We start from the raw sequence: 23,660 nt of genomic DNA, 5'->3' as shown, positions 1-23,660 counted from the left end.
TTTTTGTAAACTTGTAGCTTTATATTTTTATATTTACATATGATTTATATTCATCTGCTTCTGGAGAGTTTTCGATTTGCTTTAAGTGCATTGCGAGCCAATTTATTAAGAACTATTCTTTCGCTACTTGGCGTAACAGTAGGGATTTTTTCCATCATTACTGTATTCACTCTTGTGGATTCTTTGGAAAAAAATATTAGAGATAGCCTTAACTTTTTGGGAGATGATGTGATTCGTATAGAAAAGTTTCCTTGGATTTTCGAAGATAATTATCCCTGGTGGAAATATGTAAACCGACCTAAGGCACAATTTAGTGAGTATCAATTTTTGAAAAATAATTCTGACCAGGCTAGCGCAGTTACCATTTTTGCTGAAAGATTTGGAGTGACAGTAAAGCATGAAAGTAATAGCTTGAGTGGGGCAATAGTTTCTGGTGTCGCATATCAGCATAAAGACGTGTTTGAAATTCCTGTCCAAACAGGCCGTTATTTTGGACTGCAAGAGGTTGAGAAGGGAGCAAATGTAACCATCATAGGGGCGGAGGTTGCTAAAACATTATTTCCAACTTCAAATCCTATCGGTAATGAAGTTAAGTTACGAGGATTGAAATTTAGAGTGATAGGAGTGATGGAAAAACAAGGGGCAAGCGTTATAGATGCACCAAGTGCCGATGACTTTTGTTATGTTCCCTATAATACTTTCTTTAAAATGTATTCAGGCCAAGGCAATTTTGGTGTAGAATCAATTATTGCCTTAAAAGGATATCCGGATGACGAAGGACTTAAAAACCTAGAAGGGGAAATAACAGGTTTGCTTCGGCAGAAAAGAGGCTTACGTCCCAGAGAGGCAACAAATTTCGCTATTAATAGACCAGAAGCATTTGGAGAAGTTATAGGCTCAATCTTTGGAGTTATTTCTTTAGCAGGATGGGTGATTGGTAGCTTTTCGATTTTGGTAGGGGGTTTTGGTATTGCCAATATTATGTTTGTCTCTGTAAAAGAACGAACCAATATAATAGGCATTCAAAAGTCATTAGGGGCCAAGAATTTCTTTATCCTATTTCAGTTTTTGTTTGAAGCAGTATTCCTTTCCTTATTAGGAGGTCTTTTTGGATTATTGTTGGTGTATTTACTGAGTTTTGCTTCATTAGGAAGTCTAGAATTGAGTCTTTCCGTGGGTAATATAATTCTTGGTGTGGGAGTTTCAGTGATTATAGGCACATTATCGGGAATTGTACCGGCCGGAATGGCAGCGAAACTAGACCCTGTAATCGCAATTAGAGCATAATTTTTTTGAATTATTAAATATAAGTAGATGATTAAATCAATTGGTTTAATATTTTTGATGTACTTTTTTGTTCAAGAGCCTACTCTTAAAAAGCAAAAGCTTACTGATTACATAAGCATGGAAGTTTCCACTGAGCTTAGGAAAATGACTGAGCAAGAACTTTCGGCCAAATTTCTTGGGGCCAGAATTCCAGATATTGCCATGACTGACGAGCAATCAGCTGTAGAATTTACTATCACCGCATCGCCTACTTTTTGGCAAGATGGAGATGTTGCATTGCTCAAAGAATTTTACGATTCAAGTATTCCTAACTTATTTCAGGAAATTGATTTTTCCCAAAAGGAATTAGTGACTATAAATGAAAAGGAATATGCGGCCTATCAATTTGATGGAAAACCAGATGCTGAAGGAAATCGATCTGCAGAAGAACGCTATACCTATCTGCTTTATACGATTCATAAAAATGGATTGGTAGTCATAAGCTTTTCATGTCCTCCCTACCTTAAATCTAAGTGGGAGCCAATTGCTCAGAAAATGTTCGAAACCACCAAATTCCGGTAAACATAAAATGGAACTCACCGTTAATTCTGACGAGCACTATATGAGCGAAGCACTTCGTCAGGCCGAAATAGCATTCGATGAAGGAGAAATTCCTGTGGGTGCTGTCGTTGTTTGCCAGAAAAAAATTATTGCTAAAGCTTATAATCAAACTGAGAGGTTGAATGACGTTACTGCACATGCAGAGATGTTGGCTATTACATCAGCAGCAAATCACTTAGGTGGTAAATACTTGACAGATTGTACGCTTTATGTCAGTTTAGAGCCTTGCGGAATGTGCGCAGGTGCATTGAATTGGTCGCAAATAGATCAAATTGTTTATGCTTTAGAGGATGAAAAAAAAGGGTTTACCAAAATTAATCCTCAGATGATTCATCCTAAAACCAAAGTTAAAAGTGGTTTATTGGCGGCAGAAAGTAAAAAGTTGATCGATGATTTTTTTGCGAAAATGAGGAAAAATAAGAATTGAATTTTTAATAAATGTTTAACCTATAATTTATAAATATTATGGCTTTTGAATTACCAGCATTACCATATGCTAAAGATGCTTTAGAACCACATATTGATGCAAAAACTATGGAAATCCACCATGGTAAGCATCATAATGGATATGTTACGAAATTAAATGGTGCTGTTGAAGGTACAGATATGGAAGGCAAATCTTTAGAAGAATTGCTTAAAAATAATAGTGATAACAATGCAGTTAGGAATAATGGCGGTGGTCATTTTAATCATTCCTTATTCTGGTCTGTAATGAGTCCTGATGGTGGAGGTGAACCATCTGGAGCCTTGGCTGATGCTATCAATGCAGCTTATGGTTCATTCGAAAAATTTAAAGAAGAGTTCTCAAACGCAGCCGCAACTCGTTTCGGATCAGGATGGGCTTGGTTATGTGTTCATGCTGGCGGAAAAGTTGAGGTTTGTTCTTCTCCGAATCAGGATAACCCAGTTATGCCAAATGTAGGATGTGGCGGAACTCCAATTTTAGGTCTTGATGTTTGGGAACATGCATACTACTTAAACTACCAAAATAGGAGGCCTGATTACATTTCAGCTTTCTTTAACGTAATTAATTGGGGTGAAGTATCTAAGAGATATGAAGAAGGCAAATAGATTTTTGTATAAGTTCTAAATATTGGAAAGGCAGTAGATTTATAGTTTACTGCCTTTTTTCTTTAGAAAAATCTTCTACCTAAACCATGTCTGCCCAATAGCGCAAGGTCCAGAGAAACCATAAGGGAATGTGTACCGAATCCTGTTAAGGCCGTGTTATTAACGGGTAATTCGAATGCATATCCCAATTTAAGAGTTTCTCCTACTTTCATTTGAGTGTTGAGCCCGATAGTACCAAAATTTCTGAAAGAAGCTCCAAGCCAGATAGCCTCGTTTAAGAGAAAGGAGGCATTTACATCAAATGCGTAATTATCTTTATCCATATACATAAGCAGAATGGAAGGTTTGAATTTCAGGGCAAACAACTGATCGAACACATAGCCAGCGCTGAGGTAATAATGTCTTCTGTATCTCGTGCTTTCCATACCACCATCATTTATATTTATATCCAGCATTCTAGGAACAGATAGGCCGACATAGTAATCTTTGCTCATGTACCAGAATCCAACACCAAAGTTTTCTTCGGTTACGCTAGCTTGAGCATTATTCAAAATCACATCATCTACATATTGAAGAGTTAAGCGATTGTAATCGTAGTTGATGTTAACCAAACCAGCTTGGAGTCCCATTGAAAAGACATCACCAGTTGGGGTAGCTATTTTGTAAGAGTAGGCGATATTAAATTCTGTGTTACTGTTGATTCCATAAGAATCATAAATAAGACTTGCCCCAAGTCCCACTTTATTTTTAAAGGTTGAGCTGCTTACATTCAGAGTATTTGTAGTGGGGGCCCCATCAATTCCGGCCCATTGAAGTCGGCTAATAGCTGTTGCATTAAACACATTATTGACCCCCGTATAGGCAGGGTTGATCATGGCCTGATTAAAGAAATATTGGTTGTAGAGCGGATCCTGCTGGGCATTCAAGCAGAATGGCAGCAGTATAAAAGTAAGGAACAGAAGTCTAGATTTTTTCATCATCTTTTTATAATTAAAAAGCCACTAATTCTTTTTTCACCATTGCCTTTGTCAATCACATAATAATAATTTCCAGTAAGTAGTTGTTCACCACTGTTCGAATTGCCTTCAAAAATGCGAGATGAATTATCGTAATTGTCAATTTCAAAGACTCTGTTACCCAATCGGTTGAAAATACTAACATTATTATTTTGGTATTCTGTTATATTATCGATCAGAAGAAAATCATGCCTGCCATCACCATTGGGGGTGACAACATTATACACTTTAATGTCAGTTGATAATTCCTCAATTACTGTCCCAGTGACTCTAAAAGTAAAATCGTTCAAGTTGGTTTTGACTGTCACAAGGCCGCTATATTCTCCTAGTGAATTAGCAGTTAATCTCACGGTAAATACTTCAGATGAGGCGGGGGCGATGGAGGCAGGTGCATTAATAATACGAAAAACAGGGTTGTCTACATCTATGCTCAATATTTCAATTATGGAAGTTGAACTTAAATTTTCAATATTAAAATTCTTATCGACATTCACATTGATCACTGTAGAACCTAAGTTAATATCTTGATTTGAGATCACCAGAGAATCCGTTTCCCCATCAATGATATTGAGGCCAGTTAGTTCTGCTGAGATAGTAAAAATAAACTCTGGACTGTTTCGACTATTATTATTTATTCTTATTTCACTTTCATAAACTCCTACATTAGCTGCACTAAATAGTATTGTGATAGATGCTTGGAAACCAGATTCTACAACACCTAGTGTCGATTGAACTGTAAATGCCTCTGCGGAAGAACTTATGTTAGAAATCTCAAGATTTTTATTGCCAGTATTTAATATTACAATTTGTTTTTCGATTTCACCACCAACTGACACTGCTCCAAAGTTGATAGCTTCAGATTGATTATTTTCGATTTCAACGTTATCATTCCAGATTACGCCTATTTGTGAAAAGATTAAGGTAAATCCTTCCAGAGAGGCGGTGCCAGCTGGTGTAGTGACCATTACAGCCCCTGAGGACCCTTCACCTACCACGGCATTAATCATATTATCAGCAATTACAGTAAATGAGGTAGCTGCTGTCCCACCAAAACTAACTGCACTAGTGCCAGTAAAATTAGTACCGGTTATTGTCACATTTTCTCCTTCAGCAGCCGAAAGGGGAGAAAAAGAATCTATTGTAGGGTTAGAGATAAATAAAAAATTTGGAATAGAAGTAGTTCCTCCTGCAGTAGTTACTTCAATATTACCTGAGCTTCCATTCGCTACAACAGCTGTTATTTCAGTAGCTGAGACCACCGAAAAAGAAGTGGCAGGTGTTCCACCGAAATTAACTTCCGTAGTTCCTGTGAAATTGTTTCCTGTGATAGTAACAGTTTCACCTTGTGCAGCAGTCAGAGGAGAAAAAGAAGATATTGTAGGAGCAGCGATGAAGATAAAGTTTATAATGGAAGCAGTTCCTCCTGGTGTAGTGATTTCGATATTTCCAGAAGTTCCATTAGCTACGACAGCACTGATTTCAGTATCAGAATTTACAGAGAAAGAAGCAGCAGCAGTTCCTCCAAAGGTTACAGCAGTTGCCCCAGTTAAATTGGCCCCAGAGATGGTTACAGTTTCACCTTGAGCAGCGGTTAATGGAGAAAAAGAATCTATGCCTGGAGCAGGAATGAAGATAAAGTTTGGAACTGAAAATGTTCCTCCTACATTAGTTACTTCAATATTACCTGAGCTTCCATTCGCTACAACAGCGGTGATTTCAGTAGCTGAGACCACCGAAAAAGAAGTGGCCGGTGTTCCACCGAAATTAACTTCCGTAGTTCCTGTGAAATTGGTTCCTGTGATAGTAACAGTTTCACCTTGTCCTGCTGAACTGGGAGAAAAAGAATCTATGCCTGGAGCAGGAATGAAGATAAAGTTTGGAACTGAAAATGTTCCTCCTGCAGTAGTTACTTCAATATTACCTGAGCTTCCATTCGCTACAACAGCTGTTATTTCAGTAGCAGAGACCACCGAAAAAGAAGTGGCCGGTGTTCCACCGAAATTAACTTCCGTAGTTCCTGTGAAATTGGTTCCTGTGATAGTAACAGTTTCACCTTGTCCCGCTGAACCTGGAGAAAAAGAATCTATGCCTGGTGCAGGAATGAAGATAAAGTTTGGAACTGAAAATGTTCCTCCTGCAGTAGTTACTTCAATATTACCTGAGCTTCCATTTCCAACAACAGCAGTGATTTCAGTAGCTGAGACCACCGAAAAAGAACTGGTCGGTGTTCCACCGAATTTAACTTCCGTAGTTCCTGTGAAATTGGTTCCTGTGATAGAGATAGTTTCACCTTGTGCAGCAGTCAGAGGAGAAAAAGAAGATATTGTAGGAGCAGCGATGAAGATAAAGTTTATAATGGAAGCAGTTCCTCCTGGTGTAGTGATCTCGATATTTCCAGAAGTTCCATTAGCTACGACAGCACTAATTTCAGTATCAGAATTTACAGAGAAAGAAGCAGCAGCAGTTCCTCCAAAGGTTACAGCAGTTGCCCCAGTTAAATTGGTCCCAGAGATGGTTACAGTTTCACCTTGAGCAGCGGTTAGAGGAGAAAAAGAAGATATTGTTGGAGCAGCGATAAAGGTAAAGTTGCTGATGGAGGCAGTTCCTCCTGGAGTAGTGATTTCGATACTACCAGAAGTTCCAGATGCAACGACTGCGGTAATTTCAGTCGCTGAAACAACAGTAAAAGTTGTAGCATTTGTACCTCCGAAAGTTACTGATGTAGCGCCATTAAGATTACTTCCAGCAATGGTAACAGTGCCTGCGCTGGCAGCACTCGTAGGAGTAAATGAGGTTATATTTGGCGCAGGAATATACACAAATCCTGAGAGCGTGGCTGTTCCATCAGGAGTAATAACTTCAAGATCTCCGCTCGAACCAGAACCTAATACTGCATTGATGGTCGTATTATTAACAACTGTGAAGGAACTAGCAGCTGTCCCGCCAAAACTGACATTGGTAGCGCTAATAAGATTATTTCCAGTAATCGTCACTGTTGCTCCAGTTCCGCCTAAAGTAGGAGTAAAAGAAGCAATGCTTGGTATGCAGTTTTTGCCAGCATCATTGAAAGTCCAGCCGAAAGTGCCAATAATTGAATTTCTAGCAGTTTCTCCTTCGCAGTAGTTTAAAGATAGTGCACCAAAGCTGATGCTAGGTTGTAAAGAGGATAAACTTGACCAACCTATTAGGGTGGCATCGTAATTTGCGATTGACAAGCCGGAATTACTTAGCATATTGTCCATATCAAATACATTGCTCACGTCCCATACACCGAGGTCTTGATCGAAAACTGAAGCCTCTTGAAACATTCGCCACATATCTGTCACGTTGCTTACATTCCAATTGCTGATATTTTGATTGAAAATATCATTAAATTGGAACATTGCCCACATTTCAGTTACGTTGCTCACATTCCAATTATCCAAGGGCTGATCAAAGGCCTCTGCACTCTGAAACATTAAACTCATATCCGTTACTGAGCTTACATTCCATAAGTTTAACGGCTGGTTAAAAACAAGCGAGCCTGCAAACATTTCTTGCATATTGGTAACATTGCTCACATCCCAATTGTCTAAAGGCTGATTAAATGCTTCTGTATAAGAAAACATTCCGTTCATAAACTGTACATTGCTCACATCCCATTGATCTAGCGGTTGATTAAACTCTAATAGTTCAAAAAACATGAGTTCCATATTTATAACATTGCTGACATCCCAAGAATTTAGCGGTTGATTAAAATAATATGCTCCACCGAACATATATGCCATATTAGTCACTTGACTCACGTCCCAGCTGCTTATATCCTGATTAAAATACCATGCAAAGTTGAAGAGATAACTCATGTCTGTTATGTTGCTCACATCCCAGGACGTTAGGTCAGTATTGGTAAATGCATTAGTTTCTAATACTCCAACAAACATGCTGCTCAAACTAGTGACGTTTGAAAGGTCGGGGGAATCGTTTGCGTTAATAACCATATTACGACAACTGGAAAAAGCCCCTTCCATGCTTGTCCAATTATTATTACTCCATTGTTCAATACTCCTTATTTTCTGTTGGTTTTGAAAAGTGCTTCCCTCGAAGTAAATTCTGGGAAATACTCCTGTGATTCGAACTTGATAGACGTCCCCAGTGGTTAATCCAAATATAGAAGTATTTCCGGTTCGACCGGTCAGAGTTCCGTCACCTACCCCAGCAGTTGTAAGATTGGTCCAACTGACATCATAATTATATCCACCTCCCGTTGTAGGTATGATAATGCTGCTGTTATCGGTAACCCAAGTGGTAATGAATGGATTAAACATAAAGCCGTTCAAAAGAGCAGTACCATTTGCTGTGGTGACCTCAATATTTCCGGATGATGAGCTTGCTGCAATTACTGCAGATATTTCAGTGTCAGAAATAACAGTATAAGAAGTTGCAGCAATGCCCCCAAAACTAACTGCAGTTGCTCCCGTAAAATCTACTCCTGTAATGGTGATAGTTTCTCCTTCATTTCCAAATGTAGGGGCAAAAGAGGTGATAGTAGGAGGTGGTATAAAAGTGAATCCTGCTAATGTGCTTGTACCTTCTGAAGTGGTAACTTCTATGCTACCAGAAGTTCCATTGGCTACCACAGCCGTGATTTCAGTGTCAGAATTGACAGAAAAAGAAGCAGCCGCTGTTCCTCCAAAACTAACAGCCGTAGTTCCAGTAAAGCTTGTTCCAGTAATAGTGACTGTAGCTCCGCTAGCTGCACTTGTTGGTGTAAATGATATAATGTTTGGCGGACAGCTTACACTTTTGGAATCGAGCGTAATCGCCCAGCCCTGATTGTCAATCAAAAACTGTCTTGCAGCTTCACCATTGCAATAAGAAAGTCCATTAGATCTGAAGGATGTTATCCCACTAGGAATTTGAGTTTCACTACCGCTGATAGTGGACCAACCGATCAATGCATTGTCATAATTACTAATTGATAAATTTGACAGCCAGAGCATATCGATCATGCTTGTGACTTGTCCTATATCCCATCCGCCTAGATCCTGATCAAAACTGCTAGCGAAGCCGAACATGTAGGCCATGCTAGTGGCATTACTTACATCCCAAGAGCTTAGATCTTGGTTGAAAGCACTTGCTCTATAGAACATTAGAGCTAAGCTATTGGCAGAACTAACATCCCAATTATTCAAGGGTTGATCAAAAGAAGTTGCTCCTTCGAAAGTACCAGCAAAATCTGTCACAAGACTTACGTCAAAATTGTTGACGGATTGATTAAAACTTGTAGCGTCTTTAAACATTACTTTTATATCAGTCAAACCCGTTGTGACCCAATTGCTTAATGGTTGATTGAAACTTGTTGCACCTTGAAACATATTAGAGATACTTGTGGCACTGGAAATATCCCAACTGTTTAGGGGTTGGTTGAAAGATGTTGCGTCCTGGAACATCCCGAAAAACAAAATGATGTTACTTACGTCCCAGTGGTCAATGGATTCATTAAAACTGCTAGCGCCACGAAACATTTGATTTAGTGACAAAGTGCTTGATAAATTAGGCGCATCAACTGCAGGCACAGTTAGGTTTGTACAACCATAAAATGCCGTCTGCATAGTCGACCATTGATTATCCCCCCATTCCTCTATTGTAAATATTTTATCTTTATCCCCTCCATTATTAAAATTGATCCTAGGGAAGTCACCTTTAATTAGTAACTGATAAGTATCTCCATTGCTTAGACCTGTTATAGTGTAATCACCCGTAAGGTTTGAAGCAGCTCCATTTCCGACTCCTAGGTTGGTAAGATTACTCCAAATCACATCGTAGTTATATCCTGCCCCAGTCGTAGGAATGTTGATCTCTCCGTCTGTAGTGACCCACGTAGTCCTAAAGCTGGACGGTGAAAGTAAGATATGAAATGCGCTATTTCCGGCAAACGCAATATCAGCCACGCCATCATTATTGAAATCATCAGAAAGTATCCCGTAAGGCTGAGCGGGACTAACATTCAGGGGAAAAGTCGGAAATGAATTAAAGTCACCAGAACCATCGCCCCGCAATAGGGGTACTAGATTTGTTGTATTCCCTCCTACAACCAGATCAATTATACCATCTCCATCAAAATCTCCTTGCGATAAGCCTAGATTAATACCCGGCATATCGATAGGACTTGCTGGAAAAGCTGTAAATCCGCCTAGTCCATCGCCACTTAATGTGGTGATATTTTGACTATCAAAACTTAAGACCGCAATATCAATATTTTCATCTGCATTATAGTCTCCTACAACGATTTCAAACCCATTCTCGCCAGCGGGGTAAAGCAATGGGTCAGCGAAAGTGTTATCCTGGTTATTGAGTAATACAAGCACCGATCCTGGGCTTCCACCCATGGTGACGATATCAATAAAGCCGTCTTCGTTGAAATCTGCAATAGCTAATTCCCCAGGGTTAAAAAAGGGGGAAAGATTTTTCGGGGAACCTGATGCTGGAGTAAAATTTCCCGTACCATTTCCTATCTGGATGTGAAGTTCATTGAAATAATTGCTTATTAAATCAAGATGGCCATCGTTGTTAATATCTTCTAGAGCTAAACCTGCACTGCCACCCGATACAAATGCGATGCTGGTACCTACCACAAAAGATCCATCTCCATTTCCTAAAAAAATGTCCAACTCACCTATACCAGTTTTTCCTACAGCAATATCCAAATTACCATCAGCATTGATGTCAGCAGTAACGATAGTAGAAGCACCACTTGTACCAGTCAATGGTAAAGTTGAGCTGAATGAAAAGCCACCTAATCTATTATTTCTGTACAGTCTTATTGCTGTTTGTCCTCCACCAGTAACAATATCAGCATAACCATCATTATCAAAGTCTCCGCTACTTAAGGCAGGAAAAGAGACGAAGGTATTGTATCTAGTTTCATTGTAACTTGAGGTTGTTATAGGAATCGTTGGGGAATGAGTTAGACTAAAAAAAGGAGTAGTTGATTGTAAGGAACTTGCCTGCAATCCTGAAACATTATTTCTGATAATTATGGGTGTTATTGACGAAGCACCGGCTGGTACATTCACTATGATTTGTGTACCTGCCGCATTTGCGTTTGCAGTTACTTTTATAGATCCAAAAAATACATCATTTGGTCCAGAGGGATTAAAGTTGTTACCAGCAATAGTAATGCTTGTTCCGAGTGGTCCTGATGATGGAGAAAGACTTGTGATTGTGGGCGCTTGAGCAAATGCTGCACCCATTGATAATAAAACAAAGATCACTAAGAAGCAGCAAATAGTAGGAAATTGTTTCATATAAAATTTTCTTTTATCATTAAATTTAAATATTTGATGTATTTAACTTTACTTTTTGTAATGAATTGAGCAATGGGTAATGTTGCTCCGAAAAACTGCCTTGAACATTAAGAATGTGAATTCTCTCATTCAAGAAGAGGTTAACAGCAGGTTGTTCTATTGTCAAATAATTGATTTATTCTGTAAAGAAGAAGCGATCTAGGACGAAGCTATAGGTTTTGTGTCCGAAGCCCCTATTTTCTTTACCCAGTAAAAATGTCCAAACAACTAAAGGCTGGGAGGGTAATTGCATTACACTTTTTATAAGGCTGGAATTGGGAGCCACGTTTGAGTGAAAATTAGGGTGAAGCTATATTCGCTTGCTAAGGTGGAGCTAAATGTAAGGAGTTGGATTTAGTTTGAAGTAAAGTCGTTCTTAGTGGCTACTATAGATTAGTACTAAACAAAGTGCTAGAAGAACCTTCTACCTAATCCATGTCTGCCCAATAGTTCAAGGTCCAGAGAAACCATAAGGGAATGTGTACCGAATCCTGTTAATGCGGTGTTATTAACGGGTAATTCGAATGCATATCCCAATTTAAGAGTTTCTCCTACTTTCATTTGAGTGTTGAGCCCGACAGTACCAAAATTTCTGAAAGAAGCTCCAAGCCAGATAGCCTCGTTTAAGAGAAAGGAGGCATTTACATCAAATGCGTAATTATCTTTATCCATATACATAAGCAGAATGGAAGGTTTGAATTTCAGGGCAAACAACTGATCGAACACATAGCCAGCACTGAGGTAATAATGTCTTCTGTATCTCGTGCTTTCCATACCACCATCATTTATATTTATATCCAGCATTCTAGGAACAGATAGGCCGACATAGTAATCTTTGCTCATGTACCAGAATCCAACACCAAAGTTTTCTTCGGTTACGCTAGCTTGAGCATTATTCAAAATCACATCATCTACATATTGAAGAGTTAAACGATTGTAATCGTAGTTGATGTTAACCAAACCAGCTTGGAGTCCCATTGAAAAGACATCACCAGTTGGCGTAGCTATTTTGTAAGAGTAGGCGATATTAAATTCTGTATTACTGTTGATTCCATAAGAATCATAAATAAGACTTGCCCCAAGTCCCACTTTATTTTTAAAGGCCGAGCTGCTTACATTCAGAGTATTTGTAGTGGGTGCTCCATCAATTCCGGCCCATTGAAGTCGGCTAATAGCTGTTGTATTAAAAACATTATTGAGCCCAGTGTATGCAGGGTTGATCATGGCCTGATTAAAGAAATACTGGTTGTAGAGCGGATCCTGCTGGGCGTTCAAACAGAATGGCAGAAATATAAAAGTAAGGAACAGAAGTCTAGATTTTTTCATCATCTTTTTATAATTAGAAAGCCACTAATTCTTTTTTCACCATTGCCTTTGTCAATCACATAATAATAATTTCCAGTAAGTAGTTGTTCACCACTGTTCGAATTGCCTTCAAAAATTCGAGATGAATTATCGTAATTGTCAATTTCAAAGACTCTGTTGCCCAGCCGGTTGAAAATACTAACATTATTATTTTGATACTCTGTTATATTATCAATCAGTAGAAAATCATGCCTGCCATCACCATTGGGAGTGACAACATTATACACTTTAATGTCAGTTGATAATTCTGCTAAAACAATACCTTCCACACCAAATCTGAAATCATTTAAATTGGTAGCGACTGTCACAGTTCCTCTGTACTCACCTACAGCACTCGCGTTAAGTCTTACTGTGAATTCTTCTGAAGAAGATGGCGCTATTGAATTTGGCGCATTTATGATTTGAAATACAGGATTATCCACTGTGATACTTAAGATTTCAATAGTGGAAGTCGAACTTAGATTTTCAATATTGAAATTCTTATCGACATTTACATTGATCAAGGTCGAACCTAAGTTAATGTCTTGATTTGAGATCACCAGAGAATCTGTTTCGTCATCAATGATGTTAAGACCAGTTAGTTCTGCTCTAATGGGAAAAATGAATTCAGGACTGTTTATGCTGTTATTTATGATTCTTATTTCAGTTTCATATAGTCCTACAATCGTTGAATTAAAGTTTACGGTGATAGGAGCGGGGAAACCGGATTTAACTGTATCTACAGTTGATATGAGTTCGAATTCATCCTCTGAGGAACTCAGACTTGAAATGACCAAATCAGTATTTCCATTATTCAATATGATGAATTGGTTTTGAATACTTTCTCCGATTGGGGCTTTGCCAAGATCTATTGGGTTTGTTTGATTGTTTTCAATAGAGATATTGTTACCCCAGAATAAAGCTATTTGAGAGAATAACAATGTAAAACCTTCTTTAGAACCAGTACCTCCTGGAGTAATTACCGATACGATTCCTGATGAGCCGGAGCCTACGGTCGCATTGATTAAGCTGTCTGAAATTACTGTAAACGAAGATGCGTCAATGCCCCCAAAGCTGACTGCGCTCGCGTTAGTAAAGTTAGACCCTGATATCTCTACTGTTTCCCCTGATTTAGCTGAGTTTGGCGAGAAAGAAATAATTTGAGGTTGTGCAATAAAATCAAAACCAGCTTGACTTGCCATGCCGCCCGCTGTAGTCACAGCTACATCACCAGAATCACCATTCCCTAACACTGCGTTAATTTCAGAATCAGAAACTACTGTAAAAGACTCAGCATCAGCACCTCCAAAGCTTACAATACTTGCCGCTGTAAAATGGAAACCAGATATTGTAACGGTATCGCCTTGTGCTGCTGTTGTAGGAGAGAAAGAGCTTATAGTAGGTGCGGGGATAAATACAAAACCTTCTTGCGTTGCGGTACCACCAGGAGTGGTCACTAATACATCGCCAGATGTACCTGAATTGACAACAGCTGAAATTTCGGTATCAGAGACTAAAGTGAAAGATGTGGCTGCTGTTCCTCCAAAGTGTACTACACTGGCATCTGTAAAATTTAAGCCGATGATAGTCACAGTTCCTCCCTCTGGTGCCGAAGTGGGTGAAAAGTTTGAAATAAAAGGAGCGGGAATAAATTCAAACCCTGTTAGAGTAGCAGTACCACCTAAAGTAGTCACGGATACATCTCCTGAAGTACCCTCTGCTACGATAGCCATGATTTCAGTGTCAGAGACTATGTTGAAAGTATCGGGGACCGTTCCTCCAAAGCTAACTACTTCTGCCTCTGTAAAATTAGTTCCGGTGATGATAACTGTATCCCCTTGAGCGGCAGCGGTTGGAAGGAAAGAGGAAATAACTGGAGCAGGAATATATTCAAACCCCCCTTGTGTTGCCGTACCAGCAGGAGTGTTCACTAACACATCTCCAGAAGTCCCTGAACCCACAATGGCCTCTATTTCAGTATCGGAAAGCACGGTAAAAGATGCTGCATTTGTTCCGCCAAAGTTGATAAGGCTTGCATCTGTAAATCCGCTTCCAGTTATTGTGACTGTATCAGCTGTGCCTGCAGAAGATGGAGTAAAATCAATAATATTTGGCACAGCTATCGTTGTTTGTGAAGCGGGATTTCCCACAGCAGTACTTTTTAAGTATACCTCTAGACCATTTGCCCCATTATATTCATAAACTCTAAGATGATATGTAGTGCCATCAGTTAGACCTGTAAGTGTAAAACTATTTCCATTACCTTTATAAACTACAAAATTTCCACTCCCTAATCCATCTCCATCGCTAAAACTGGGGTTAGCAGAGTAAGTGGTTAGATTAGTAGGATTAGAGCTGACAGCATTTCCTGCTCTAGCTACAACAATTCTGTTAGTCCCGTTACCATTTGTCCAAGAAATTTCCATTTCAGAGGTGGTGACATTACTAAATGAAATATTAGAGGCTTGTGAAGTAGGAACCGGACACCCAGGCCCATTATCATATATTGTCCAGCCAAAATCTTCAATTAGTTCTGTCCGTTCGATACTAGATTGACAGAAATTTAAACCGTGGGCTCCTAAACTTAGATTTAAGGGGATTCGCACTTCCTCTGCGGTCAAAGTTGACCATCCGATTAGTGTGGAATCATAATTAAAAGTTGACATACCGGAATTTGTAAATAGTGAATCAATTCCCAGCGGGGGACTAGCTTCCTCCTCGAATGGTTCAACTGAACTGATATCCCAGCTACCAAGGTTTTGGTTAAATGAGGTTGCATTCCAGAACATTCCTCCCATTTGTTGAACTTTAGCAATATTCCATTCACTGATATCGCTATTAAAAGCAGTAGCTCCATGGAACATAAGTCTCATTTCTAAAACGTTTCTAACATCCCAATCACTTAGGTCGCCACTAAAGGATGTGGCATTAGCAAACATTTCATCAATGTACATCACATTTCCAATATTCCAATCGCTCAGGTCACCGTTGAAGGATGTTGCATCTTTAAACATTCTACTCATAGAGGTTACATTATTTACACTCCAATTGCTAATATCACCATTAAATGATGAGGCTCCGTCAAACATAGATGACATTGAATTTACACTGTTTACTTGCCAAGAATTTAAGCTTTGATTAAAAGAAGTTGCGTCTCTAAACATTGAAAACATTGCATTCACATTTCCAACATCCCAATTGCTTAGGTCACTATTAAAACTCGAAGCCCCAGTAAACATGGAGTTCATGTCAGTAACATTACTAACGTCCCAGTCATTTAAATTACTATTAAATGAGCTTGCGCCTTGAAACATATCGCTCATATCTTCTATGGTGCTAACATCCCAATTACTTAAATCACCTGTAAAGGAGGTAGCCCCTGAAAACATTGAATTTAGGTTAGTAGCATTAATTAGAATGGGTGAATCTGATGCATTAGAAACCAAATTAACGCAATTGTAGAATGCATTACTCATATTTGTCCATTCCTGATCCCCCCATTGCTCAATACTTAATATTTTTACTCTTTCGTCAGGGTGGTTGAAATTTAAGAAATAGATTCTCGGAAAATCACCCGAAATCGAAACTTCGTAAATATCATTATTATTTAATTGACCAATTGTATAATCTCCAGTGATACCGGAATCTGAGCCATCGCCTAGGCCAGGAGTAGTAAGATTAACCCAAGAAATCGAATAGGCATATGGGTCAGCCCCAAAGGTTGGAGTTGGGATTGTTATTTCATTATCAGTTGTTTGCCAAGTAGTAATGAAAGGGTCGCATTGCAAATTATCTCCATTTATAATCCAGCTATAGCCTCCTGTCCCCGTTAATATAGCCCTAGTATCCGCTGCATTACAGTACTGTAGTCCTGCTGCACCTAAGGAGATTCCTATTGGTGTGGAGAATGAAGACTCCCATCCTCTCAAAGTCGCATCATAATTTAATTTTGACATGCCACAATTATCCAACATCCCCGTCATATTGGTAACATCGCCTATATTCCAATCGCCTAGTGATTGATCAAATGAACTAGCCCCGGAAAACATATTAGTCATGTTGGTCACGGTGCCTGTAAACCAATCGTCTAATTCACTATTAAAAGCTATAGCATTCTGAAACATGCCGCTCATATTCAGGACATCAAATACATTCCAATCATTTACATCCTGATTGAAGGACGTGGCTCCTGAAAACATATTGCTCATATTTTCTGCACTTGTGGTATTCCAGTTGCTTATATTGCCGTTGAAGGAGGTTGCGCCTCTAAACAATGCGCTCATGTCTATGACATTAGATACATCCCAATTATTTAGATCTCCGTTGAATGAGGTAGCTCCATCAAACATTTGTCTCATATCAGTGGCATTGCTAAGGTCCCAATCATCGATATTCCCATTAAAGCTAGAAGCATTGAAAAAAACACCTATAAAGTTGCTAACATTACCTACATCCCAATTATTTAAGTCGCTATTAAAAGTAGTAGCTAATGCAAACATCCCTATCATACTTGATACTTGCTCTAGGTTTGGCGTATCAGTGGCATTAGAGATTAAATTGGTACAGCCATAAAATGCGAAATACATGGTTTCCCATTGAATATTACCCCATTGCTCTATGGTTTGAATTTTTGCAGCATCCGCTGAACCCAAAAAATAAATGGCCGGAAAAGCGCCAGAAATTTTTATTTCGTAGGTGTCATTATTGTTTAAACCGGAAATGGTATATGCGGTAGAAATCCCTGCATCAGATCCATCTCCCTGTCCTGGATTTGTTAAATTCGCCCATTCAATATCATAATTGTAGGTCAAACTATCAATCGAAATAATGGGAATGGTGATTTCCCCGTTTTCAGTTTCCCAAGTGGTGGTAAACTCATTCTGTGCTGATAATTTACCCGAAAAAGCAAAAGAAAAAATAAGTAGTATAGATGTGCAAAAGAATTTATACATGGGGAATGCTCTTAGTTCTATGTAAAGATATAAATATATTATGAATAATTTGTGTTATAATGGAAGAAAAAAATGTAATTTATTAAAAATGATTGACTTAAGATTTTTTTGTTTGTTATAGGGCTTTAGCGAGGCAATAAGTAGTTCTAATCTGTCACTGGATACACCTTTGGTTATTGAAAATGCTCATATTTAAAATGTATTTTTGTTTTAATTATTATTAGGCTTTAATTTGAGCTAAATTCTTAATTATAGATTTCCCAATAGTTTTATTTTAATGATAGACATCGGTGCTTTTCTTAAAGACAGATTAAAAAAGCCACTTCCTGGTGATGTTGCACATCAACAAATGATGGCACAACCGATTGGTGAGCGCTTTAATATGAAATATGATAAGCCCCCTAAGAAAGGAGCTGTCATGATTGCACTCTATCCGGATGAAGGTAAGATTTATTTTCCATTAATGCAGAGACCTCCGTATCAAGGGGTTCATGGTGGGCAAGTCAGTTTGCCAGGTGGAAAAAAGGAAGATGCCGATTCCAATCTCATTGAAACAGCTATAAGAGAGACTTATGAAGAGATTGGTGTGACTATTGCTGATAATGAAGTAATTGGAACTCTGTCTGATTTAAATGTAACTGCTAGTAATTTCATAGTCAGGCCCGTGATTAGCATATTGAAGAGTAAACCTGAATTTATAAGAGATCCAAGAGAAGTAGAGCATATATTTAAAGCCGAAGTAGAACACTTGATCCATCCTGAAACTTTGCAAGTTACTGAATTAACGGTAGCAGAAAGAGTTAGACTGAAAGCCCCTTTTTTTGATATTGAAGAAAAAGTAGTTTGGGGCGCTACCGCCATGATTTTAAGTGAATTTGTTGAAATTTTGAAAGAACATTATACATAATGGAAAAACCACTGATCACCAATGATGCCGTAGTTTTGGGCTTGCTATTGTTAATATTAGCAGCTGTTTTCATCACTGCTTCAAGCAAAAAAACTGGCTGGCAAAAATTTTATCGTTTTGTACCATCCGTTCTACTTTGTTATTTTATTCCTTCTCTCTTCAATACTTTTGGAATCATTTCGGGGGATGAATCCAATCTTTATTTTATGTCATCTCGCTATCTATTGCCTACAGCTTTGGTTTTATTGACACTAAGTATTGATCTTAAGGCGATTGCCAGATTAGGAAAAAAAGCCATTATCATGTTTTTAGCTGGAACCACCGGGATTGTAATCGGTGGCCCACTTTCGATTTTAATTGTTTCTTCTTTTGCCCCCGATATAGTAGGAGGAGTGGGGCCGGAAGCCGTTTGGCGAGGAATGGCTACTATTGCCGGTAGTTGGATTGGTGGAGGGGCTAATCAAGCGGCTATGTTTGAAACATTTGGAGCCAGTGAAGATTTATTTGCTACCATGATTACCGTAGATGTTATAGTTGCTAATATCTGGATGGCTTTTTTACTTTACGGTGTGGGAATTTCTAAAAAGCTCGATAAACGTTTAAAGGCAGATGCTTCGTCAATTGAGGAAGTGAAACAAGGCATAGAGAAGTATCAAGCTTCCATTATGAAAATACCTACTTTAGCAGAAGTGATGACGGTATTAGGAGTTGGTTTCGGAGCTACTGCAATCGCCCACTTTGGAGCAGATTTGATCGCTCCTTGGATAGGAGAAATGGCTCCTCAATTAGAAAAATTCAGTTTAACTTCTTCATTCTTTTGGTTGGTGGTCATTGCTACTACCATTGGCTTAAGTTTATCTTTTACCAAAGCCAGAAAACTGGAAGGTGTAGGAGCCTCACGCTTGGGAAGTGTGATGATTTACGTGTTGGTAGCTTCCATAGGAATGTTAATGGATGTGACGGCTATTTTTGATAATCCAGGTTTCTTTATGGTAGGTCTAATTTGGATGGCAGTGCATGTGATTGTATTATTAGGTGTAGCAAAAATAATTAAAGCCCCTTATTTTTTCGTGGCAGTTGGAAGCCAGGCTAATGTAGGAGGCGCAGCTTCAGCGCCAATTGTAGCTGGTGCATTTCATCCTAGCTTAGCTCCTGTTGGAGTATTGCTGGCAGTGCTTGGTTATGCTTTGGGTACTTATGCGGCTTATATTTGTGGGTTGCTTTTGCAGGCTGCTGCGGCCGTTTAGCTTTTCTTTTTGTAAGAAGAATGCCCTGACTGCTATAGCTTCACTTCTCGTGTTAAAGGTAGCTGATTAGAATGTTGCCAGCCACTGCTTCTGAAAAATATTACGCACCTATTTTTAATCATTTTTCGATTCAAATATTTTTTCAAACGCATTGTACACTGCAATGTGTAGCGCATCACCATGGGTTTTATCTTCTAAAAAATCGAAGTACAGCTGCGTGTTCTGATTTTTGTTTTTTATTAATTTTTCAAATAATTCTTTAGCAGTACGTTCCATTACTTCACCTTCCTTTCCTACTGCCACATAGATTGATTTTGTGGAACCGTAGCATTTTGGATCACTTTCCAAAAGATTTTCATTATCCCACCACAAACTCGGACTGACAATTATGTAGATATCGAAAAGTTCAGGTTTTTTAAATAATATTTCAGTGGCTAACAGTCCCCCTAAAGATTGTCCAATTATCGTTTTGCTTGATTTTGTCCGATAGACTGAGTCAATAAATGGTTGAAGTTCCTTTTCCAAAAAGCTTGTGAATTTTTCTGATTTTCCAGAGGTGGGGAATTCTTTTTGGTCTAGTTTATTTTCAGAAGGATATGTGAAATCTCTTTTTCTATCAATATTTGCAATGCCTACCACAATGGATTCTGGTATCATATTAATCCAGGGAAAGGATCCAAATTGAACAAGTCCTGAAATATGAATAAAATCTTCATCTCTAGAGCCATCCAGCAAATAAATCACGGGATATTCTTTTGAACTATCAGCTTGATAATTGGAAGGTAGGTAAATATTTAGGGTTCTGGTTTCATTCAAAATTTTTGAATTGATACTAACGATCTTACCTATTGTGAAATCAGTTTCACTCATTTTCTCAGGTATTGTTTGACCACATGATAAGTGAGCTATTAAAAAAAGTAGAATGCTATAAAATATATGTCTCATATACTGCTTTTTAACTGGGGCTATAATGCAATAAATCGAATTATAGAATTGTAAAAATAGAAAAAATGAATTTTCAATCGAGCTACTCTGTAGTATTTCCTTGATTATCCGGCAAGTGTGACCTCCCCATTTCGTGCTGTAATTATACCTACATCAGCATGTTAGAAGGCTGTTTTTTAATAGCTTACAAAATTAAAAGGCGCGCTTCAGTAAAAATATTTCGAAACATACTTGTTTAAGTCAAAATCAAGTTTCTATATTTGATCCATCATATCGGTTTCGATCGATTTATATAGATGAGGTGAGAGAACAGGCTCGTTGACCCTCTGGCAACCCCCAAGCAATTTGGAAAGGTGCCAATTCCTGCCCAACGAAGGGAAATATAAAACGGTAAAACAATGAACAAACAGAAAATTTACATTTCGCACAATCTCCAAATTGATTTGAACGATCGATCATTGGAATTCATGGCTATTTCTCAATCAACTAATCAAATGAGCATTTGCTGTTGTAGCAATTGCTGTTGATTTCCAATTTTAGCTTTTAGGTAATCAGTACAATTTGTACAGGATTATAATCTTGGGCAGTTTCAATACGCACTCTTAAAGCATTTCAAAATCAATTTTTCAAATTTTATATCCCTTCAAGGGAAAACAATAACCAATATTTTTATGTCTCAACATTTCGAAACCCAGGCTATCTGTACCCAGGCTGCCCAAAGTGGCAACAGAGAGCATGCTGTGCCGCTTTATTTGACTTCTTCCTTCACTTTTGAAAATGCCGAACAGGCAAAGGCCTTATTCAATGATGAGGAGGAAGGTAATATTTATTCTCGCTTTTCTAATCCCAATAGTTCAGAGTTGATTGATAAAATGGCTCGTTTAGAAGGCTTAGAAGATGGTTTTGCCACGGCAACTGGAATGGCAGCTATGTTTGGAAGCATGGCTGCATTGCTCCAACAAGGCGATCATATTTTGGCGGCTAGGTCATTATTTGGCTCTACGCATCAACTATTGACACAAATTTTTCCGAAATGGGGTATTTCTCATACTTATGCGGATATCAGCAGAACACATGAATGGGAAAGCTTAATTAAGCCGGAAACCAAAATGATTTTTGTGGAAACGCCTTCCAATCCCGGATTGGAAATCATTGATCTGGAATGGTTGGGGAAATTGGCGGAAGCACACAATCTGATTTTAGTGGTAGACAATTGCTTTGCCACTCCCTATTTGCAACGACCAGCCAAATGGGGTGCTCATATTGTCTCTCATAGTGCCACCAAATTTATTGATGGACAAGGAAGAGTATTAGGTGGTCTGATTCTGGGCTCTAAAGAATTAATCAAAGATGTACGCTTTTTCAGTCGCCATACGGGGCCGGCTATTTCGCCTTTTAATGCTTGGGTACTTTCCAAAAGTTTGGAAACTCTGGCGGTGCGCATGGACAGGCATTGCGAAAGTGCCTTGAAAATTGCGGAATATTTGGAAGGACATACCGAATTGGAAAGCGTGAAATACCCCTTCTTGAAATCGCATCCTCAGTTTGATTTAGCCAAAAAACAGATGCTAAAAGGAGGCGGTATTCTCACTTTCATTGTGAAAGGGGGAGGGGAACGATGCAGCAAATTTGTCAATAATCTGCAAATGCTTTCGGTTACTTCAAATCTGGGAGATACGCGAACGATAGTTACGCATCCAGCTTCCACTACTCATAGCAAACTGAGTGAAGAAGAACGGCACAGGGTGAGAATCGCAGATGGTTTAATTCGGCTTTCAGTCGGTTTGGAAAATGTAAATGATATCATTGAAGATTTTGAACAAGCACTAAAAGCTTCAAAATAAAGGAAATTGGAAGTAAAATATAATTTTTTTTTATTCATGAACTACCAAGCCACAAACTAGTAGCAAATAGCTATAGTTCAATTGGGTGCACGCATTGAACTGTACAAGGAAATGGAAGAGATGGGCGTTGGTCAGGCAACGCTAAAGTGGAATTCATATGTAAGTATTAAGATTTTTAAACTATTCCAAGGTTTAGAGCTTTGGGCAATTTTAAAAACCTAACTGTAATTCTTCCCTGTACACACTGTCTTTCATACCATTGCGATTCCAGTAGTCTAACATTATTCGTTTTTTTAGCTTGGCGGAAGTTGTCATGATTTCTCCTCCTTCAGGATAGCTTTCTTTCCAGCTTTCAATTTGATAGGGGTGCTGATTCTGATAAATAATCGATACTTTTCGCTTTAACTCAGGGATTTCAATTTTCAGCTCATTAACAGTGTCCTTTTCAATAATTGTAATCTGAGATGTGTAGGGTTTTGATTCTTTGTGCTTGAGTCTTAAATACTGTGTAGAAGGCAAAAGTTGTACTTCCCCGGTAGGTATTAGAGAAGGGTCTAAGCGGAGTAAGGTCCATAATTCGTCTTCGAGCCAGATTTTATCCAAGCTCATGTCAATATCGCCTTCGCTTTCAAAATATGATCTGCTAAAAAGATTGTACTTGTCCTCTTCATTGTTGAGTTGCATAAATACATGACCGCACCATTCCTGTACGGAGGTAGTTATTTTCCTCGCGTGTAAATCTGTTTTGGGATATACAGGAGCGAAGACCGAAGTCATCATCGAATATGGATAAATGCCCGTATTAAATTTTTTGGTGAAATTGAGTTTCAAGACTTTTTCTGCATCTTCAGGATTTGCAGAAGGATTATCCAATTTCACTTGCTTACTTTTAGAGAAATCTTCAGTAACAAAAATCAGTACAGCTTCTCCATCTCTTTTTTGCCCATAGCGAACTTGTTCCAAATCATAGGATGATAATTCTGCTTTTCCTTGATACCAATAGTCGCCAAATTTTTCAGATAGAGAAAAATTGATTTTCTCTGTTGTAACTTTTTCATTTTTCTGTCCACATGCTTGAAATAGAACAAAAAGAAAGGAAATGATTAAGATATTTCTCATGCT

Annotated in this window: 13 protein-coding genes and 1 riboswitch; of the genes, 7 read left to right on the top strand and 6 right to left on the bottom strand. The window is 38.5% G+C overall.

Going from position 1 to position 23,660, the window contains the following annotated elements; translation table 11 throughout:
• Nucleotides 1-39: 39 nt before the first annotated feature.
• The 4 genes from Q3Y49_RS02470 to Q3Y49_RS02455 are packed head-to-tail and all read left to right on the top strand — an operon-like array spanning nucleotide 40 to nucleotide 2,958.
• Nucleotides 40-1,287, top strand: coding sequence for an ABC transporter permease (locus Q3Y49_RS02470; RefSeq protein ID WP_303270654.1), 1,248 nt, complete (start codon nucleotides 40-42; stop codon nucleotides 1,285-1,287).
• 27 nt (nucleotides 1,288-1,314) lie between these two features.
• A complete protein-coding gene (locus Q3Y49_RS02465) occupies nucleotides 1,315-1,848 on the top strand; it encodes a hypothetical protein (protein WP_303270653.1) in 534 nt (177 codons plus the stop codon).
• 7 nt (nucleotides 1,849-1,855) lie between these two features.
• Entirely contained in the window at nucleotides 1,856-2,314 is a 459-nt protein-coding gene (locus Q3Y49_RS02460; RefSeq protein ID WP_303270652.1) for a nucleoside deaminase, read from the top strand.
• 38 nt (nucleotides 2,315-2,352) lie between these two features.
• Complete coding sequence (locus tag Q3Y49_RS02455; RefSeq protein ID WP_303270651.1) at nucleotides 2,353-2,958, top strand: superoxide dismutase; 606 nt, start codon at nucleotides 2,353-2,355, stop codon at nucleotides 2,956-2,958.
• 62 nt (nucleotides 2,959-3,020) lie between these two features.
• Here Q3Y49_RS02455 and Q3Y49_RS02450 read toward each other — a convergent pair whose 3' ends face one another.
• The 4 genes from Q3Y49_RS02450 to Q3Y49_RS02435 all read right to left on the bottom strand — a co-directional run bounded on the left by Q3Y49_RS02450 (nucleotide 3,021) and on the right by Q3Y49_RS02435 (nucleotide 17,595).
• Complete coding sequence (locus Q3Y49_RS02450; protein WP_303270650.1) at nucleotides 3,021-3,938, bottom strand: PorP/SprF family type IX secretion system membrane protein; 918 nt, start codon at nucleotides 3,936-3,938, stop codon at nucleotides 3,021-3,023.
• A complete protein-coding gene (locus Q3Y49_RS02445; RefSeq protein ID WP_303270649.1) occupies nucleotides 3,935-11,260 on the bottom strand; it encodes a BspA family leucine-rich repeat surface protein in 7,326 nt (2,441 codons plus the stop codon). The genes Q3Y49_RS02450 and Q3Y49_RS02445 overlap by 4 nt, the downstream gene beginning before the upstream one ends.
• 450 nt (nucleotides 11,261-11,710) lie before the next feature.
• A complete protein-coding gene (locus tag Q3Y49_RS02440; RefSeq protein WP_303270648.1) occupies nucleotides 11,711-12,628 on the bottom strand; it encodes a PorP/SprF family type IX secretion system membrane protein in 918 nt (305 codons plus the stop codon).
• Nucleotides 12,625-17,595 carry a BspA family leucine-rich repeat surface protein gene (locus Q3Y49_RS02435; protein WP_303270647.1) on the bottom strand — a complete coding sequence of 1,657 codons (4,971 nt, stop codon included), beginning with the start codon at nucleotides 17,593-17,595 and terminating at the stop codon, nucleotides 12,625-12,627. The genes Q3Y49_RS02440 and Q3Y49_RS02435 overlap by 4 nt, the downstream gene beginning before the upstream one ends.
• A 277-nt stretch (nucleotides 17,596-17,872) precedes the next feature.
• Between Q3Y49_RS02435 and Q3Y49_RS02430 the strand changes: the two genes are divergently transcribed.
• Complete coding sequence (locus tag Q3Y49_RS02430; RefSeq protein ID WP_303270646.1) at nucleotides 17,873-18,502, top strand: NUDIX hydrolase; 630 nt, start codon at nucleotides 17,873-17,875, stop codon at nucleotides 18,500-18,502.
• A complete protein-coding gene (locus Q3Y49_RS02425; protein ID WP_303270644.1) occupies nucleotides 18,502-19,749 on the top strand; it encodes a DUF819 family protein in 1,248 nt (415 codons plus the stop codon). The genes Q3Y49_RS02430 and Q3Y49_RS02425 overlap by 1 nt, the downstream gene beginning before the upstream one ends.
• A 114-nt stretch (nucleotides 19,750-19,863) precedes the next feature.
• On the opposite strand, the gene Q3Y49_RS02420 is transcribed toward Q3Y49_RS02425, so the two are convergent.
• Nucleotides 19,864-20,694: an alpha/beta hydrolase gene (locus Q3Y49_RS02420; RefSeq protein ID WP_303270642.1), complete on the bottom strand. Its 831-nt coding sequence runs from the start codon at nucleotides 20,692-20,694 to the stop codon at nucleotides 19,864-19,866.
• Between the two features lie 285 nt (nucleotides 20,695-20,979).
• A riboswitch (SAM riboswitch) is annotated at nucleotides 20,980-21,083 on the top strand.
• A gap of 282 nt (nucleotides 21,084-21,365) precedes the next feature.
• Here Q3Y49_RS02420 and Q3Y49_RS02415 point away from each other — a divergent pair.
• A complete protein-coding gene (locus tag Q3Y49_RS02415; protein WP_303270640.1) occupies nucleotides 21,366-22,538 on the top strand; it encodes a trans-sulfuration enzyme family protein in 1,173 nt (390 codons plus the stop codon).
• 210 nt (nucleotides 22,539-22,748) lie between these two features.
• On the opposite strand, the gene Q3Y49_RS02410 is transcribed toward Q3Y49_RS02415, so the two are convergent.
• Nucleotides 22,749-23,657 carry a hypothetical protein gene (locus Q3Y49_RS02410; RefSeq protein ID WP_303270639.1) on the bottom strand — a complete coding sequence of 303 codons (909 nt, stop codon included), beginning with the start codon at nucleotides 23,655-23,657 and terminating at the stop codon, nucleotides 22,749-22,751.
• Nucleotides 23,658-23,660 lie beyond the last annotated feature (3 nt).

It is taken from the genome of Marivirga harenae, from assembly GCF_030534335.1.
GTDB classification, from domain to species: Bacteria; Bacteroidota; Bacteroidia; order Cytophagales; family Cyclobacteriaceae; genus Marivirga; species Marivirga harenae.
This window is presented reverse-complemented; position numbering and strand designations above follow the sequence as displayed.